This window comes from Paraburkholderia solisilvae (genome assembly GCF_902859875.1).
GTDB classification, from domain to species: Bacteria; Pseudomonadota; Gammaproteobacteria; order Burkholderiales; family Burkholderiaceae; genus Paraburkholderia; species Paraburkholderia solisilvae.
The window spans coordinates 1-16,669 of sequence record NZ_CADIKF010000087.1; the positions used below are offsets into that span (position 1 = coordinate 1).

General features: G+C 66.4%; 14 protein-coding genes and 1 pseudogene. 8 read left to right on the top strand and 7 right to left on the bottom strand.

Translation table 11 applies throughout. From position 1 onward, the window contains the following. Both HV675_RS30960 and HV675_RS30965 read right to left on the bottom strand, forming a co-directional pair. A partial coding sequence (locus HV675_RS30960; protein ID WP_175115274.1) for a DEAD/DEAH box helicase occupies positions 1 to 1,365 on the bottom strand: 1,365 nt, incomplete at its 3' end. Between the two features lie 449 nt (positions 1,366 to 1,814). Then, positions 1,815 to 2,084 carry an acyl-CoA-binding protein gene (locus HV675_RS30965; RefSeq protein WP_175115275.1) on the bottom strand — a complete coding sequence of 90 codons (270 nt, stop codon included), beginning with the start codon at positions 2,082 to 2,084 and terminating at the stop codon, positions 1,815 to 1,817. Positions 2,085 to 2,280: 196 nt separating this feature from the next. Between HV675_RS30965 and tsaB the strand changes: the two genes are divergently transcribed. The 4 genes and pseudogenes from tsaB (at position 2,281) to HV675_RS30985 (ending at position 6,152) form a co-directional block, all read left to right on the top strand. Continuing rightward, on the top strand, positions 2,281 to 3,258 hold the full coding sequence (tsaB, locus tag HV675_RS30970; protein WP_377700481.1) for a tRNA (adenosine(37)-N6)-threonylcarbamoyltransferase complex dimerization subunit type 1 TsaB: 978 nt from the start codon (positions 2,281 to 2,283) through the stop codon (positions 3,256 to 3,258). Beyond that, complete coding sequence (gene rimI / locus HV675_RS30975) at positions 3,255 to 3,749, top strand: ribosomal protein S18-alanine N-acetyltransferase (RefSeq protein ID WP_175115276.1); 495 nt, start codon at positions 3,255 to 3,257, stop codon at positions 3,747 to 3,749. Before tsaB ends, rimI begins: the two co-directional genes overlap by 4 nt. Beyond that, positions 3,736 to 4,845 (top strand): annotated as a pseudogene (locus tag HV675_RS30980) (uracil-DNA glycosylase); the annotation flags it as partial. The gene rimI and the pseudogene HV675_RS30980, both read left to right, overlap by 14 nt. A 320-nt stretch (positions 4,846 to 5,165) precedes the next feature. Further along, positions 5,166 to 6,152, top strand: coding sequence for a DUF1853 family protein (locus HV675_RS30985; protein ID WP_175115278.1), 987 nt, complete (start codon positions 5,166 to 5,168; stop codon positions 6,150 to 6,152). Positions 6,153 to 6,329: 177 nt separating this feature from the next. Here HV675_RS30985 and thiD read toward each other — a convergent pair whose 3' ends face one another. Together thiD and lplT are read right to left on the bottom strand one after the other, a co-directional pair. Then, on the bottom strand, positions 6,330 to 7,136 hold the full coding sequence (gene thiD, locus HV675_RS30990; RefSeq protein ID WP_175115279.1) for a bifunctional hydroxymethylpyrimidine kinase/phosphomethylpyrimidine kinase: 807 nt from the start codon (positions 7,134 to 7,136) through the stop codon (positions 6,330 to 6,332). A 22-nt stretch (positions 7,137 to 7,158) separates the two neighbouring features. Beyond that, positions 7,159 to 8,466, bottom strand: coding sequence for a lysophospholipid transporter LplT (lplT, locus tag HV675_RS30995; protein WP_175115280.1), 1,308 nt, complete (start codon positions 8,464 to 8,466; stop codon positions 7,159 to 7,161). Positions 8,467 to 8,696: 230 nt separating this feature from the next. On the opposite strand from lplT, the gene alr reads away from it, so the two are divergent. The 3 genes from alr (at position 8,697) to HV675_RS31010 (ending at position 11,723) form a co-directional block, all read left to right on the top strand. Further along, positions 8,697 to 9,767 carry an alanine racemase gene (gene alr / locus HV675_RS31000; protein WP_175115281.1) on the top strand — a complete coding sequence of 357 codons (1,071 nt, stop codon included), beginning with the start codon at positions 8,697 to 8,699 and terminating at the stop codon, positions 9,765 to 9,767. Positions 9,768 to 9,824: 57 nt separating this feature from the next. Next, the gene (radA, locus tag HV675_RS31005) at positions 9,825 to 11,201 is read left to right on the top strand and encodes a DNA repair protein RadA (protein WP_175115282.1); all 1,377 of its coding nucleotides are present in this window, start codon (positions 9,825 to 9,827) and stop codon (positions 11,199 to 11,201) included. 258 nt (positions 11,202 to 11,459) lie between these two features. Next, on the top strand, positions 11,460 to 11,723 hold the full coding sequence (locus tag HV675_RS31010; RefSeq protein ID WP_175115283.1) for a DUF2866 domain-containing protein: 264 nt from the start codon (positions 11,460 to 11,462) through the stop codon (positions 11,721 to 11,723). Positions 11,724 to 12,013: 290 nt separating this feature from the next. Here the strand turns inward: HV675_RS31010 and HV675_RS31015 are convergent, their stop codons facing one another. Then, on the bottom strand, positions 12,014 to 13,135 hold the full coding sequence (locus HV675_RS31015; protein WP_175115284.1) for a CaiB/BaiF CoA transferase family protein: 1,122 nt from the start codon (positions 13,133 to 13,135) through the stop codon (positions 12,014 to 12,016). A gap of 53 nt (positions 13,136 to 13,188) precedes the next feature. Further along, a complete protein-coding gene (locus HV675_RS31020) occupies positions 13,189 to 15,150 on the bottom strand; it encodes an ATP-binding cassette domain-containing protein (protein ID WP_175115285.1) in 1,962 nt (653 codons plus the stop codon). 130 nt (positions 15,151 to 15,280) lie between these two features. Here HV675_RS31020 and HV675_RS31025 point away from each other — a divergent pair, with 130 nt between their 5' ends. Beyond that, positions 15,281 to 15,778, top strand: coding sequence for a glutathione peroxidase (locus tag HV675_RS31025; protein WP_175115286.1), 498 nt, complete (start codon positions 15,281 to 15,283; stop codon positions 15,776 to 15,778). 47 nt (positions 15,779 to 15,825) lie between these two features. Here HV675_RS31025 and HV675_RS31030 read toward each other — a convergent pair. Next, the coding region (locus HV675_RS31030) for a phospholipase D-like domain-containing protein (RefSeq protein WP_246270664.1) at positions 15,826 to 16,669 on the bottom strand (844 nt) is incomplete at its 5' end.

The window sequence follows — 16,669 nt, forward strand, 5'->3', positions numbered from 1 at the left end:
GCCGCCGCCGAAACCGCCGCGGCCGCCGGCCGGCGGCGCCTTGCGCGGCTCGAAGCCGGCAATCACGTTGACCGGCAGCGGCGCGCGCACGAAGCGCTCGATGCGCTTCAATGCGCCTTGCTCCGCGTGGTGCACGAGGCTCACCGCGATACCCGAGCGTCCGGCGCGGCCGGTCCGGCCGATGCGGTGCACGTAGTCTTCGGCAAACTTCGGCAGGTCGTAGTTGAACACGTGCGTGATGCCGGGGATATCGATGCCGCGCGCAGCGACGTCGGTCGCGACCAGCACGCGCACGCGGCGCTCGCGCAGCGCACGGATCGTGCGGTTGCGCGCGCCCTGCGGCAGATCGCCGTGCAGCGCGGCGGACTGGAAGCCCGCATCGGCGAGACGCCCGGCGAGCTGGTCCGCATCGCTTTTCGTCGCGGTGAACACGATCGCCTGGTCGAGGCCCGCGTCGCGCAGCAGATGGTCGAGCAGACGGTCTTTGTGGTCGCGATCGTCGACGTAATGCACCGTTTGCGCGATGTTGGCGGCCTGCTCGATGCGCTGCTTGATCTCGATGCGCTCCGGGTTCTTCAGCAGACGGCCGGTGAGCGAACCGATCTTGCCGTCGAGCGTCGCGGAGAACAGCATCGTCTGGCGCGAAGCGGGCGTCGCGGCGACGATCGTTTCGATGTCGTCGATAAAGCCCATGTCGAGCATGCGGTCGGCTTCATCGAGCACGAGCATCTGCAGTTCCGACAGATCGATACGGCCGCGTTCGAGATGGTCGAGCAGACGGCCCGGCGTGGCGACCAGAATTTCGGGGTTCTTCGCGAGCAGCATCAACTGCTGGCCGTACGCGACGCCGCCGAGAATGCTGACCGTGCGCAGCTTGCGCAGGTGCTTGCCGTACGTCGACGCGGCGGTGGTGACCTGCATCGCGAGTTCGCGGGTCGGCGTCAGCACGAGCAGGCCCGGGCGCGCAACCGGCTGCTGCGGCCGGCGCGTGCGACGGTCGCCCTGCGCATCGCGCGGCTCGCGCGGCGCCTGGCCCTGGGTTTTTTGCAGCTGCGCGAAGCGTTCGATCGCGGGCAGCATGAAAGCGGCGGTTTTGCCCGAGCCGGTCGGGCTCGACACCAGCAGATCGCGCCCGGCGATGCCGGCCGGAATCGCGTGCTGCTGAACCGGTGTCGGCGACTTGTAGCCGGCGGCGATCAACGCGGAAAGAATTTCCGGGGAAAGCCCCAGCGACGCGAACGTCGGGCCTTGTTCGACATCGGTTGCGTCGGCAGGCGGCGCCGGTTCTGCAGCGGCGGGCGTGTCGAGACCGAGGGCGGCGTCGGCGATGGCGTTCAACGGGCTGATGGTATTGCTCGAAGTCATGAAAATCCTTGAAGCATGGGAACGAACCCCATGGATGGAACCAGGGAAAGAAACGTCGGCGCCAATCGGCATACCCATGTTGTCGGATTCAGCGAGCAAACCGTAAAACGGGGGCAACTCGCAACAATGAAGGCGAGCTTTCGTTAGAAGCTGTATCGGATGCGGCGCGCCGGGGAGGGCTTGCCGCCAGCCTTACTTGACGGCCCGTAGAGAGAGGCAGGGCCCGTGGCAGGAGGGTGACAGGTTCTAAACTGGATTGGAGCAAAACGCTTTACTGCACGGTGCCTTTGTCAGCGTATGTGTCGGACGACATCGGCGATGCAGGGCGTGATTCTAACGCAATTTGCTGCACTGCGCCACTTTTCTGACATGTTGCCGTCATCCGTCAGACAAATAACGTCGGTACGTGGGCGTGATGCACATGAGAATGTGCGCTGCGCGTTAGTCAGTCAGGACTGCGCGTCGTTCTGCAGTTGTGCGACGAGGTCGATGTAATCCTGTTTGGCGGTATCCGGCGCGACGCCTTTGAGCGCGGCCCATGCATCGTGCTTATACCTGCCGACGATATCGAGGCCGCCCGGCCGGTCATCAGGCGCATCGCCGGCGGTGGCCTGCTTGTACAGCGCATAGAGACGCAGCAGCGTCAGGTCGCCGGGCCGTTCGCTCAATTGCTTCACGTCGTCGATGGCCTGGGTGAAGCGTGTGTCGATGTCGCTCATGCAAAACTCCATGGAAGATCGAGGGACGGCTGACGATCATAACAACCGCTGCCGCGGCGTGAGCGCGACCTGAGTGGAGCGACGGCTCGAAACGGCGCGTGAAGGAAATGCAGCGGCCGAAAGGCAGCGCGAAGCACCGCGCGGTGTGGCTCGCCTCGCGACCGGCAATCGAGGGTCGCGCATTACAATGGCGGACATGACCGAAACAGTACTGCTTGCCCTCGATACATCGACCGAATTCTGCTCGGTCGCGTTGCTTGCCGTTGCGGATTCGCCCGCGGGTGGGTCCGTGCCATCTTCCGCCGGTGCGGGCGGCGCTTCGTGCGCGCCGGCGTCCGCGCAGTCGTCCGCATCTTTGTCCTCGCCTTCATCCGGATATTCTCCTCGCGTTGCTGCCGCGCCTCGTTCGCTTGCGGCAGCGTCGGTCAGCGCGTCGCCAGCGTGCGACGGGTCACGCGAACCGCGTGTCTGGGTGCGCCATGAAGCGACCGGCGCGGTATCCAGCACGCGCCTGTTGCCGGCGATCCGCGAACTGTTCGACGAGGCCGGTCTTGATCTGCATGCGTGCAACGCGATCGCATTCGGTGCGGGCCCGGGCTCGTTCACCGGCTTGCGCACCGCGACGGGCGTGGCGCAAGGGCTCGCCTTCGGGCTCGGCTGCCCGGTCGTGCCGATCGGTACGCTTGCCGCGTGTGCGGAGAGCGCACGGCGGCGCGACCCGGCGGCGACGCGCGTGCTCGCCGCGCTCGATGCGCGGATGGACGAGGTCTACTGGGCCGACTATGCATGGGACGACGCGCTGCAGGACTGGCGCACGGTTCGCGCAGCGGCGCTCGACGCGCCTGAGCGGCTGGTGGCGCCCGATGCGCCGTACACGCTCGCCGGCAACGCGGCGGCGGTTTTCGGCGCGCGGCTGGCGGTTGCGGCCGGCGCCCGGTCGATCGACCATGAAGCGTTGCCGCATGCGCTGCCGCTCGCGTTCGCCGCGCTGCGCGCATGGCGCGCGGGACGTGCGCTGCCGGCCGATCAGGCGGCGCCGGAATACGTGCGCGACAAGGTCGCGTTGACCACCGCCGAGCGGCTCGCGGTAAAGGCCGCGGCGCAGCCCGCGGCTGATGCGCCGGGCGCACCCCGCGCGGCGAGCGATCATCATCCGGGCGGACGGGTGCGATGAGCGGCGTGCTGCTCGCGGACCGCTATATGTCGCCGATGACCGAGAGCGACCTCGACGAGGTCGCCACAGTCGAACGGCTCGCATACGAATTTCCGTGGAGCCGCGGCAATTTCGAAGATTCGCTGCGCAATGGTTATTTCGGCGTGTGCCTGCGGCACGTGACCGGCACGTTGATCGGTTACTGCGTGCTGATGCCGGTGGTCGACGAGATGCATCTGCTGAATCTGTGCGTCGCGCCGCCGGCGCAACATGCGGGCGCCGGGCTCGCGCTGTTGCGTGAAGCGGTGCGCATCACGCACGCGGAAAAACTGACGGGGCTGCTGCTCGAAGTGCGGCCGTCGAACCATCGCGCGATCCGGCTTTACGAGCGTTTCGGCTTCGCGTCGATCGGCCGGCGCAAGCATTACTATCCGGCGCGGCATCGCGGCCGGGAGGACGCGATCGTGATGCGATTTTCTTTTTTGAAGGAGGGCGCCGATGGCGTTGCATGAGTCCGCACTGGAAGAGCTCGGCCTCGCGCCGCGGTGGGTGAGGCGCGGCAGCGCGACGGCTGCGCTGCGGGCTGGCGAGGACGAGGTGGACCTGGCCGGCGCAAGCAACGCGGATGTGACGCAGGGTGCGCACGCACCGCCGGCTGTCGCGCGAGCGGGCGCGGTGTCGGACGTGGCCGCGGCGCGTCGCGCCGCCCGCGCGGACCAGGACGACGCACGCGCGGTTTTGGATGCGGGCGAGGACGCGGCCGCGCATGCCGCCCAACGTGCATTCGCCGATGCACCGGCGGCCGAGGATTCGCAACGCGCACCGCGCGATATCGTGCGAGGCGAACCCGGCGCCGGACGTGATGCGGCCGCGGCGCGTTCGCAGCCGTCGATGGACGCCATGCCGCCCGACGACGACTTCGCGTGGTTCGACGAGCAGCCCATGCATCCGTCATCGCGCGCGGCGGTGGCCGCTGATTCCGCAGCCGGCGATACAGCCGAAAGCGCAGCCGACGGCGCAACCGACGGCCCAGCCACGCCCGCGATCGCGTCGCTCGATTGGGACGCGCTTGCCGCGCGCGTCGCGAACTGCGAACGCTGCCGGTTGTGCGAAAAACGCACGCAGACCGTGTTCGGCGTCGGCGACCGCGACGCGGACTGGATGCTGATCGGCGAAGCGCCGGGCGAAAACGAGGACCGCCAGGGCGAGCCGTTCGTCGGCCAGGCCGGCAAGCTGCTCGACAATATGCTGCGTTCGCTGTCGCTTGCGCGCGGCACGAACGTCTATATCGCGAATGTGCTGAAGTGCCGACCGCCCGGCAACCGCAACCCGGAGGCGGATGAAGTCGCACGTTGCGAGCCGTATCTGCAGCGCCAGGTCGCGCTCGTGAAGCCGAAGCTGATCGTCGCGCTCGGCCGCTTCGCCGCGCAAAGCCTGCTGAAGACCGACGCGAGCATCTCGTCGCTGCGCGGTCGTGTGCATGCATACGAAGGCGTGCCGGTAATCGTCACCTATCACCCCGCGTATCTGCTGCGCAGTCTTCACGACAAGGCGAAAGCCTGGCAGGACCTGTGCCTCGCGCGCGATACGTGGCGCAAGGCGGAGGCGAGCGCCGGGCAGGATGATGGCCGTCAACCGGATCGCGCACCGGATGGTCAAGCGATCCAGGCGGCTCAAGCGGCTCAAGCGGCTCAAGCGGCTCAAGCGGCTCAAGCGGCTCAAGCGGCTCAAGCGGCTCAAGCGGCTCAAGCGGCTCAAGCGGCTCATGCGGCTCAAGCGACCCAAGCGACCCAAGCGACCCAAGCGACCCAAGCGACCCAAGCGACCGGCCCGGCAGCCGATCACCCGGCCACATCGGCCAGTGGTTCCGCCGCCGCATCGGCCGCCGGTTCTCCCGGCGCTTCCACCGCCGATCCCGCGGCCGACTGATGGCTGCCGACGGTCCGTCAGCCGGATTGACGCCGCGCGAAGCCGCGCAGCTCGAGCATCTGTCGGACCCGGCGGTGCGCGACCTCGCGTGGCTGCTGTTCAGCCCGAACCTGTTGCGCGCGCAACCGCCTGCCGGTGTGCTGGCCGAGCCGTTCGAGTCGGCCGCCGAAGCGCGTGCGACGCTCGACTGGCTGCGCGCCGAAGACGCGCAGCCCGACGCGCTGCATCGGCATATCGCGGCCGCGCAGGTGACGCGCCTCGGCCGCTATGCGGAGTGCCTGCTGGCGTGGTATCTGCGGCATGGACCGGCCGCGCGCCTGATCGCCGCGAACATCGCGTTGCGGCGCAGCGGCGTGACGATCGGCGAATGCGATTTCCTCGTAGAGACGCAAACCGGCCGCCGGCTGCATTGGGAACTCGCGGTCAAATGCTATCTGCATGCGGGCGACGGCCGCGCGCAACTCGCGGACTATGTCGGCCCGAACCTGCAGGACCGGTTCGACGTGAAGCAGCGGCGACTGCTCGATCATCAGTTGCCGTTGAGCGCGCGCGCCGAATTTGCGTCGCTCGGCCACGGCGGCCCATGGGACGCGCAAATGTTCGTCAAAGGGTGGCTGTTCTATCGCGACGGCGGCACGCCGGCCGAGCCGTCCGGGATCGATCCCGCGCATGCGCGCGGCTGGTGGACGACGCGCGCCGACTGGCCGGGATTTGCCGCAACGTCCGCGGCGCTCGACGGCGCACGCGCGTGGGCCGTGTTGCCGCGTCTGCAATGGCTATCGCGCCGGCGCCGCAGCGGCGATGAAGCGGCCGCGGGTCTCTTCGATATCCCCACGCTCAGCGCGCAGCTCGCGCTGCATAGCGGTCCGACCATGGTCGCGGCGTTTGCATCCGATGACGACGCGGGCGGTTGGCGCGAGACGTCGCGAGGCTTCGTGGTGCCGGATGCGTGGCCCGCGCAGGCGCTCGAATTTGCTCGCGGTTAATTGAGCGAAGGGCGCTTGCGCCAGGCGCGCGAGCGGTCCGCGAAGAGCGCGCGAAGACGGCCGCACCGGGGATGGAGCATGGTGCCGCGGCGCCGATAGACAGCGAGGCGACAACGGCAAAGCCGCCGCCGCGACCGCGCCCATGCGGTGCGCACCAGGCACGCACCGCACCGCCACTCACCACCAGCGATAAAAGTGATGCACCGGTCCGACGCCACCGCCGACATCGAGGCGCGCGCTCTGTTCGAGCGCGCCGGTCAGATAGCGTTTCGCGTCGACCACCGCGCTCGCGAGGTCGGGCCGCTGCGGAATCAGCGCCGCGATTGCCGATGACAGCGTGCAGCCGGTGCCATGCGTATTCTTCACCGGCACGCGCGGTCCGCCCACGCGCAGCGTGCCACCCGCTTCGATCAGCCAGTCGGGGCTGTCGGCCGATGCGAGATGGCCGCCTTTCATCAGCACCGCCGGCACGCCGAGCGCGCGCAGCGCTTCGCCCTGCGTGATCATCGCGCTTTCGTCGGCGGCCGGCGGCATGCCGAGCAGCGCGGCCGCTTCGGGCAGATTCGGCGTCAGCAGACCGGCGAGCGGCAGCAGTTCGTCGCGCACCGCGGCGACCGCGTCGGCGGCGAGCAGCGCATGGTTGCTCTTCGAGATCATCACGGTATCGAGCACCACGTGCGCCGGACGGTGACGCCGCAGCGCGTCGGCAACGGCGCGCACGATCGATGCGTTCGCGAGCATGCCGATCTTCACCGCGTCGATGCGGATATCGTCGAACACCGCGTCGAGCTGCGCGGTGACGAAGCCGGCGTCGGGCGTGTGAATCGCGGTGACGCCGCGCGTGTTTTGCGCGGTCAACGCGGTGATCACGCTTGCGCCATAGGCGCCGAGCGCGGAGAACGTTTTCAGGTCGGCCTGGATGCCCGCGCCGCCGCCGGAATCGGACCCGGCGATGGTCAGGACGTTGGGAACGGGTGGGCTCATGAAAGATACAGCGGACGGTTCGTCAATGCCGGGCTTCGCCGATCAGCGCGACCGAATCGAATGCGCGCTGGTTCGCCTGGTGACGCCGCATCACGAGCCACATCATCACGCAGACGAAGGTGCCGAACAGCACGATCACGATGGCGACCGGCACGTCGAGCCACACCAGCACCGCATACAGGCACAGCATCACGAGCACGGACAGGTTTTCGTTGAAGTTCTGCACCGCGATCGAGTGCCCGGCCGACAGCAGCACGTGGCCGCGATGCTGCAGCAGCGCGTTCATCGGCACGACAAAAAAGCCGGACAGCGCGCCGACCACCATCAGGAACACATACGCGAAGATCAGGTAGCCCGAGATGTGCATGCGGCCGAAGTAGAGGCCCCAGTGCGGCGGAAACAGATGCCGCGTGTAGAACGCCATCAGCATCACCGCGATACCCATCACGATACCGACTGGCAGCACCGACAACGATTTCTTCAGCGGCACGCGCGCGGCGGCGATCATCGCGCCCGCCGCGACGCCGACCGCGACCACCGCCTGCAGGATCGCGCCTTCGGAGAGCGACATGCCGAGCGATACCTCCGCCCATTTCAGCACGATGAACTGCAGCGTCGCGCCCGCGCCCCAGAACAGCGTCGTGACCGCAAGCGAGATCTGGCCGAGCTTGTCGTGCCAGAGCGTTGTGAAACAGTCGGCAAAGTCGGTGATGAGTTTGATCGGGCCATGCACCTGCTTGGGATAGCGCGCGCCGGTATCGGGAATGCGCAGGTTGAACAGCGCGGCGACGATGTAGATCAGGATGATCACCAGCATCGCGGCCTCAGCGGGGGTGCTGACGTAGGACGGCGTGTGCTTGATGATGTGCGATGCGATATGCGGGCTGATCAGCGCGCCGCCGAGCACGGTGCCGAGGATGATCGAGCCGACCGTGGTGCCTTCGATCCAGCCGTTCGCGGCGACGAGGCGGTCAGGCGGCAGCAGCTCGGTGAGTATGCCGTACTTGGCCGGCGAGTAGGCCGCCGCGCCGAAGCCGACGATGCCGTACGCAAACAGCGGATGGGCGCCGACCAGCATCGTGACGCAGCCGACCACCTTGATCGTGTTGGTGACGAACATCACGCGCCCTTTGGGCCGCGAGTCGGCGAACGCACCGACGAAGGCGGCCAGCACGACGTACGACAGCACAAAGAACAGCTTGAGCAGCGGCGTCATCCAATTGGGGGCATGAAGGTCTTTCAGCAGTGCGATAGCAGCGATCAGCAACGCATTGTCGGCCAGCGACGAAAAGAACTGCGCGGCCATGATCGTGTAAAAACCTTTTTTCATCTGATGCGATGCTGTCCTCGCGGCGGTCCGGCGAAACGGACCGTGGGTATGACCTTCCGGCTTATTCCGTTCGAAATGGGTTGTGCGCACGGCTTTATATCATGAAAATAGCTGCATCCTGACTAGCAAAATCCTTGACTGGTCCTTGTGTGCACCGCCGCAGCGGGCTTCGAAGCGCTGAACACGCGCTGTAAACCGCTGATTCGAAAGTGTCTTTACGCAAATATCCCATGCCGCGCCCGCTCCTTGCCACGATTCATACCGCCGCACTCGCCAACAATCTCGCTGTCGTTCGCCGTTATGCGTCCAAGTCCAAAATCTGGGCCATCGTCAAGGCAAATGCATATGGGCATGGGCTTGCGCGCGCATTTCCCGGATTGCGCGCAACCGACGGCTTCGGATTGCTGGACCTCGAAGAAGCGGTGAAGTTGCGCGAATTGGGGTGGGCGGGTCCGATTTTATTGCTCGAGGGCTTTTTTCGTCCGACCGATATCGATCTGGTCGACCGTTACAGCCTGACGACGGCGCTGCACTCGGACGAGCAGTTGCGCATGCTGGAAATGGCGCGGCTCTCCAAGCCGGTGAATATCCAGCTGAAGATGAACAGCGGCATGAATCGCCTCGGCTACACGCCGGACAAATACCGTGCCGCGTGGGAGCGGGCGCGCGCCTGTCAGGGCGTCGGCCAGATCACGCTGATGACCCATTTTTCGGACGCGGACGGCGAGCGCGGCATCGACCATCAGATGGAAGCGTTCGAGCGCGGCGCGAAGGGCATTGCGGGCACGCGCAGCCTCGCGAACTCGGCGGCCACGCTGTGGCATCCGAAGTCGCATTTCGACTGGGTGCGGCCCGGCGTGATGCTGTATGGTGCATCGCCGTCCGGCGTGCATGCGGACATACGCGGCACCGGCCTGCAGCCTGCCATGACGTTCGCATCCGAACTGATCGCGGTGCAGACGCTGCCCGAGGGCGAGACGATCGGTTACGGCTCGATTTTCAAGGCGCGCGCGGGTATGCGCGTCGGCGTCGTCGCGTGCGGCTATGCGGATGGTTATCCGCGCATCGCGCCGGAAGGCACGCCGATCATCGTCGACGGCATCCGCACGCGAATCGTCGGGCGCGTGTCGATGGACATGATCACCGTCGATCTGTCGCCGTGCCCGCAGGCGGGCATCGGCTCGCGCGTCGAGCTGTGGGGCAACGCGCTGCCGATCGACGACGTCGCGCAGGCGTGCGGCACGATCGGCTACGAGCTGATGTGCTCGGTCGCGATGCGCGTGCCCGTGCGCGCCGAATAAGCCGCGGCCCGCTTTTCCTACCGATCACGATACAAAACAGGCAAGGGCTCGAGCTGCGTGGCTAAACAGAAAACGTTGTACACCTGCACCGAATGCGGCGCGTCGTCGCCGAAATGGCAAGGGCAATGCCCGTCCTGCAGTGCATGGAATACGCTGGTCGAAACGGTCGCGGAGCCGGCGGGCGGGCACCGCTTCCAGTCGCTCGCGAAGAGCGCGCCGGTCAGGCGGCTTGCCGATATCGAAGCGTCCGACGTGCCGCGCTTTTCGACCGGCGTCGGCGAATTCGACCGGGTGCTCGGCGGCGGGCTGGTGGCGGGCGGCGTCGTGCTGATCGGCGGCGACCCGGGCATCGGCAAGTCGACCTTGCTGCTGCAGTCGCTCGCGCAGATTGCCAGCGAGCGGCCGGCACTCTATGTGAGCGGCGAGGAGTCGGCCGCGCAGATCGCGTTGCGCGCGCAGCGCCTCGCGCTGCTCGAACCCGGCTCGCATGCCAACGAGCTGAAGCTGCTGGCCGAGATCCAGCTCGAGAAAATCCAGGCGACGCTCGCCGAAGAGCGGCCCGACGTCGCAGTCATCGACTCGATCCAGACCATCTATTCGGAAGCGCTGACCTCGGCGCCCGGCTCGGTCGCGCAGGTGCGCGAATGCGCGGCGCAGCTCACGCGTATCGCGAAACAGACGGGCACCGCGATCATCATGGTCGGACACGTGACGAAGGAGGGCAATCTCGCCGGCCCGCGCGTGCTCGAACATATCGTCGATACGGTGCTGTACTTCGAAGGCGATACGCACTCGTCGTTTCGCCTCGTGCGCGCGTTCAAGAACCGCTTCGGCGCGGTCAACGAGCTCGGCGTGTTCGCGATGACCGAGCGCGGGCTGCGCGGCGTCGCCAATCCATCGGCGCTTTTTCTGTCGCAGCACGAACAGATCGTGCCGGGCTCGTGCGTGCTCGTCACGCAGGAGGGCACGCGGCCGCTGCTCGTCGAAGTGCAGGCGCTCGTCGATACCGCGAACGTGCCGAATCCGCGGCGTCTCGCGGTCGGCCTCGAGCAGAACCGGCTGGCAATGCTGCTGGCGGTGCTGCACCGCCATGCGGGCATCGCGTGTTTCGATCAGGATGTCTTTCTGAATGCGGTGGGCGGCGTGAAGATCACGGAGCCCGCCGCCGACCTCGCGGTGCTGCTCGCGATCCACTCGTCGATGCGTAACAAGCCGCTGCCGAAGGGGCTGATCGTGTTCGGCGAAGTCGGCCTCGCCGGGGAGATCCGGCCGTCGCCGCGCGGCCAGGAGCGCTTGAAGGAAGCCGCGAAACTCGGGTTTTCGATCGCGCTGATTCCGAAGGCGAATGCGCCGAAACAGCCGATCGACGGCCTGCAGGTGATCGCGGTCGAGCGCATCGAGCAGGCGATCGACCGGGTGCGCACGCTCGAATGAGCGGTCAGGCGTGCGCCGGGTTGGGCGCGTTGCGCGCCGCGGTTGGCGCCGAGTTCGGCGCCGCGTCTGTCATTGCGTCTGTGACCGCGTTTTGCGTCGCGTCACGCCTGTCTACGCCCTCGCCATCATGGCGCACGCGGATGGTGCGTCACGTAATCCGCTGTAAATTTCCCGCCGGCGGCTGTAACCCAGGATGCACACGATTTCCCTATTCTTTCGCGAATAGGCAATCCGCCACGACCGGAAAAAGGATGCGTCTTGAAACAGTCTCATGAACCCGGAGCGGACCGGCTCGCGAACCTGCGCGGCTGCCGCGTATCGGCGCCGATCCCCCAGCCTTGGGGCGGTAGCTGCCGGATCGTCGAATGGATCGACCGGGGTGGACAGATTTCGCGCCGCGTCGTGGCCGAAGATGTGACGCCCGACGAAGTGCGGGCGACCATTCGCCGGCATGTCCAGGGTCGCAAGCACGTGCTCGTCGACGACGAGCGGCAACCGAGGCAGACGTTGCCAAGACGGTAAGGGCGGGCCGGTCGTTCTGCTGGCAATCCGCTTCTCTGGTTATCCGCTGCTCGGGCAAGCCGCTTTTCGGGTAATCCGTTTTTCAGGCAATTCGCTTCACCGGCCGGTTCGCGCGCGCCGCTTCACAAATCTGTTTCGCACATCCGCTTCACAGGTCCGTCTTGCAGGTCGGCTTCACAGGTCGGTTTCGCAAATCCGCTTCACAGATCCGCTTCACAGATCCGCTTCACAAATCCGTTTTACAGATCCGCTGCACGCTGCATCCCATCGCACGATGGCATTGCGCCGCTTTAAGCTTTCGCATTGCCCCAGTTCCCGACATTGCTGTTGTAATTGCCGGCGTTATTCGCGTCGTCTGCGTTGTCCTTCGCCGCGCCTATATATGCGTCGGGATTGAAAAGCGGATGCTGCGCCGCTTCGGCCGGCGTCAGCACCGGCGATGCACAACAATTCAACGGCTCGAGCAACTCGACCCATTCGGCAAGCGTTCGCGTGGCGATCAACGCCGTCAGCTCCTGAGTCAGCGCGACCGCATCAGGGCCGCCGGTGGCCTGGCCGAGGCTCCAGTGGCGCTTGGCCCAGTCTGGGCGCTCGAGCGCCGTACACAACGTTTCCCAGAATTTGAGTTCGAGCGCCGCGATGGCGAGCCACCGGCCATCGCGCGAGCGATACAGGTTGTAGCAGGGTGCGCCGCCATTCATCAGCCCGACGCCCGGCGCGGGCGCGGCGCCGTCGTTGACGAGCCCGACATGCGCGACCACATTGTGCGCATGCGTCGCATGCGTCATCGACACATCGACGAAGCGCCCTTCGCCGCCGCGCGCGACATGCCACAGCGCAGCGAGAATCTGCGTGACCGCGCTCAATGCGCCGCCCAGCAGATCGGCAATCTGGAAGTTCGGCAGGACCGGTGTACCGTCGCGCGATGCGAGTTGATCGAGCACGCCCGCGTAACTGACATAGTTCAGATCGTGCCCGGCGAACTGCGCGTACACGCCGCTCGACCCGTAACCGGTGATCGCGCAGTACACGAGCTTCGGGTTCAGTTCGCGCAACGCTTCGTAGCCGAGGCCGAGCCGCTCCATCACACCGGGCCGGTAGCTCTCGACGACCACATCCGCTTCGCGCGCGAGCGCCCGCAATACCGTATGGCCGGCTTCGGTTTTCAGATCGAGCCGCGTCACGCGCTTGCCGCGATTGACAAGCTGATAGAACACGCCGGGCCGTCCTTCGAGCTGGTCCGTCGCGCTTTGCATCATGACGCGCGTCGCGTCGCCGGCGCCGGGCGGCTCGATCTTGAGCACGTCGGCGCCCAGTTCGGCGAGCCGCAGCGTCGCGACCGGCCCCGGCAAAAGGCGCGTCAGGTCGATTACGCGCAGGCCATTCAGTGCATCAGCAGAAGACAATGTCATGCTCCGGTCGTTGAGGGCGCCTGGCGTGAGCACGCGCGCCGTGGGCCGATCCATTAGCCGATCTGTTCGAGTTCCTCGTGCGCTTCGAGCCATTGCGCTTCGAGCGTCTCGAGCTGCGCCGCGACATCCGCCTGCCGGCGCAGCGCGTCGGTCAGCTTCGACTTGAGTTCGACGCTGTAGCTGGCCGGATCGGCGACAAATGTATCGAGCGTGGCCTTCTCGGCGTTCAGCGCGTCCATTTCCCGTTCGATCTTCGTAATGCGCGTTTGCAGCGGCTTTTTCAGGTGCGCGAGCTTCTGACGCGTTTCCGCTTCCTGCCGGCGCTGTTCCTTGCGATTGACTGCGCCATCGCCGGACAGGCCGGCCGCGCCGTTGCCGTCGCCACCCGCCGCAGCCGCGTCGCCCGCCTTCAGCGCGGCGCGCTGCCCGGCGGCGTGCTGCAGCAGCCAGTCGCGATAGTCGTCGAGGTCGCCGTCGAACGGCTGCAGCCGGTGTTTCGCGACGAGCATGAACTGATCCGTCGTCGCGCGCAACAGATGCCGGTCATGCGACACGAGGATCAGCGTGCCGTCGAACTGCGCGAGCGCCATGGTCAGCGCATGACGCGTTTCGAGATCGAGGTGGTTGGTCGGCTCGTCGAGCAGCAGCAGGTTGGGCTTTTGCCAGATGATCAGCGCCAGCGCGAGGCGCGCTTTCTCGCCGCCTGAAAACGGCGCAATCGCGGCGGTGGCCATCTCGCCCGAAAAGTTGAAGCCGCCGAGGAAGTCGCGCAGTTCCTGCTCGCGGGTGTCCGGCGCAAGCCGCGCAAGATGCTGCAACGGGGAGTCGTCGATGCGCAGCGTTTCGAGCTGATGCTGCGCGAAGTAGCCGATGCGCAGCCCCTTGCCCTGATGCAGGTGGCCGCCCAGCGCATCGAGCGTGCCGGCGAGCGTCTTGATGAGCGTCGACTTGCCCTGGCCATTCGCGCCGAGCAGGCCGATGCGCTGGCCGTTCTGGATGGACAGCGTGACGTGTTCGACGATCGGCGTCTCGCCGCCATCGTCGGCGCGATAGCCGCAGCGCACGCCGTCCATCACCAGCATCGGGTTCGGCGCGGCATCCGGCGTGCGGAACTCGAATGTAAACGGCGACGCGACATGCGCCGGCGCGATCAGCTCCATCTTCTCGAGCGCTTTCATGCGGCTTTGCGCCTGCCGCGCCTTGGTGGCCTTCGCCTTGAAGCGGTCGATAAAACTTTGCAGATGCTCGACTGTCTTCTGCTGCTTCTCGTACGCGCTTTGCTGCAGCGCGAGCTGCTGTGCGCGCAGAATCTCGAACTGCGAGTAGTTGCCGCCGTAACGCCGGATTTGCTGGTTCTCCAGATGCAGCGTTACATTGCACACCGAATCGAGAAACTCGCGGTCGTGCGAAATGACGATCAGCGTGCCGGAGTAGCGGTGCAGCCAGTCTTCGAGCCAGACGATCGCATCGAGGTCGAGGTGGTTCGTCGGTTCATCGAGCAGCAGCAGGTCGGAGCGGCACATCAGCGCCTGCGCGAGATTGAGCCGCATGCGCCAGCCGCCCGAGAAGCTGCTGACGCTCGCGCGCGTTTGTTCGAGCGTGAAGCCGAGGCCGAGCAGCAGCGCCTGCGCGCGTGCGGGCGCGGTGTAGCCATCGGCATCCGCGAACGCGGTATGCGCGTCGGCTTCGGCGGCGCCGTCATGCGCGGCGGAAGCGGCGGCGATGCGCGCTTCGATCGCGCGCAAGGCCGCGTCGCCATCGAGCGTATAGTCGAGCGCGCTTCTGTCGGCGGCCGGCGTTTCCTGGGCGACATGCGCGATTTGCCAGGACGGCGGCAGCGAGAAGTCGCCCGCGTCCGCATGCAGTTCGCCGCGCAGCACGGAGAAGAGCGTCGACTTGCCCGCGCCGTTTGCGCCGACGAGGCCGGCTTTTTCGCCGGGGTTCAGCGTGAACGATGTCTGTTCGAAGAGCGGCTTGGTGCCGCGCGCGAGACTGAACTGGTTGAAGCGGATCACAGCAGGGCCGGGCTTGAGGAAAACGCTATTTTAGACTGGGCGGCCCGTCGGCATGCATCATCCGTTCGGCCGACTGGTGACGAAAGCCTCACGTACGTAAACTGATAACTTTCATCCTGGAGCGTTGCGTATGGCAAAGACATCGGCAAACCCATCCGTCTATTCTTTTTCGGCCCGCACATTGAACGGCGAGACGATCAGCCTCGAGCGCTATCGCGGCAGGCCGATGCTGATCGTCAATACCGCGAGCGAGTGCGGGTTCACGCCGCAGTATGCGGGTCTGCAGACCCTCCACCAGCAGTACGCGGCACGCGGGCTCGAGGTGCTCGGCTTTCCGTGCAACCAGTTCGGCAAGCAGGAGCCGGGCGACGCGCAACAAATCGGCAGCTTTTGCGAGCGGAACTTCGGCGTGTCGTTCCAGCTGTTCGAGAAAATCGACGTGAAGGGCCCGAACGCGCATCCGCTCTTCAGGTTTCTGACCCATGCCGCGCCGGGGCTGCTCGGGTTCGAGAAGATCAAATGGAATTTCACCAAGTTTCTGGTCGACCGCGACGGCCGCGTCGTGAAGCGCTACGCGCCGGGCACGAAGCCTGAGGCGATCGTCGACGATATCGAGGCGCTGCTCTGACGCGGGCGGCGGGGCGTTTTCTTTGCGTGGGGCTGGCTGGGCCCGTGCTACAGAATCGGTGCAAACAGCCGCGCGACATGCATCGCCATGCGCCGCCATGCGGGCGAATCGCGATATTCGCTGCGGTCTATCTCAAACGATTCGGCAAAATCGCGCAATAGCATCGCTTCGACTTCGGCGGCAAACCCGCGGTCGACGGTCAACACCATGATCTCGAAGTTCAGCCGGAACGACCGGTTGTCGAGATTCGCGCTGCCCACCGCGGCGGCCTCGTCGTCGATCAGCACGACCTTCTGGTGCAGAAAGCCCGGGCGATAGCGGAACACGCGCACGCCCGCGCGTACCGAGTCGTATGCATAGAGCCGCGAGGCCTCGAATACGACGATGTGATCGCGCCGGCTCGGAATCAGAATGCGTACGTCCACGCCGCGCAGCGCCGCGAGCCGCAGCGCCGAGAATACCGCTTCGTCGGGCACGAGGTAGGGCGTCGTGATCCAGACCCGCTCGCGTGCCGCGCTGATCGCCTCGACAAAGAATAGCGAACAGGTTTCCTGCTTGTCGGCGGGGCCTGACGGCACGACCAGACAGTGCATGTTGCCGGCGTGGCCGCTATCGGTCGACAGGTTCGGGTGCGCGGCCGCGCTGCGCACCGGGGCCGGTGCGGATACCGCGGCGAATGGGGAGGGCGGGGACGCCTCGGCTGCTAGCGTCGCGTGGGTTGCCTCGGTTGCTGCTTGAGTCGCTTGGGTTGCTTGAGTCGCGTGGCTCGCTTCGGCCACGCGCGCGGTTTGATGCGCGTCGGCCGCGAGCGCATGCGAAACCGGCAGCGGCGCGCCGTCGTTCGCGGCGTCGTCGGCGAGCGGCGCGGCAGCGGCGGAGAGCGTCGCCATG

Excerpts from the sequence above, each read along its gene's own strand:
- HV675_RS31015 (WP_175115284.1), bottom strand. The coding sequence starts at position 13,135 with ATGACATTGTCTTCTGCTGATGCACTGAATGGCCTGCGCGTAATCGAC.
- lplT (WP_175115280.1), bottom strand. The coding sequence starts at position 8,466 with ATGAAAAAAGGTTTTTACACGATCATGGCCGCGCAGTTCTTTTCGTCG.
- HV675_RS30965 (WP_175115275.1), bottom strand. The coding sequence starts at position 2,084 with ATGAGCGACATCGACACACGCTTCACCCAGGCCATCGACGACGTGAAG.
- tsaB (WP_377700481.1), top strand. The coding sequence starts at position 2,281 with ATGACCGAAACAGTACTGCTTGCCCTCGATACATCGACCGAATTCTGC.
- rimI (WP_175115276.1), top strand. The coding sequence starts at position 3,255 with ATGAGCGGCGTGCTGCTCGCGGACCGCTATATGTCGCCGATGACCGAG.
- alr (WP_175115281.1), top strand. The coding sequence starts at position 8,697 with ATGCCGCGCCCGCTCCTTGCCACGATTCATACCGCCGCACTCGCCAAC.
- HV675_RS30985 (WP_175115278.1), top strand. The coding sequence starts at position 5,166 with ATGGCTGCCGACGGTCCGTCAGCCGGATTGACGCCGCGCGAAGCCGCG.
- thiD (WP_175115279.1), bottom strand. The coding sequence starts at position 7,136 with ATGAGCCCACCCGTTCCCAACGTCCTGACCATCGCCGGGTCCGATTCC.
- HV675_RS31025 (WP_175115286.1), top strand. The coding sequence starts at position 15,281 with ATGGCAAAGACATCGGCAAACCCATCCGTCTATTCTTTTTCGGCCCGC.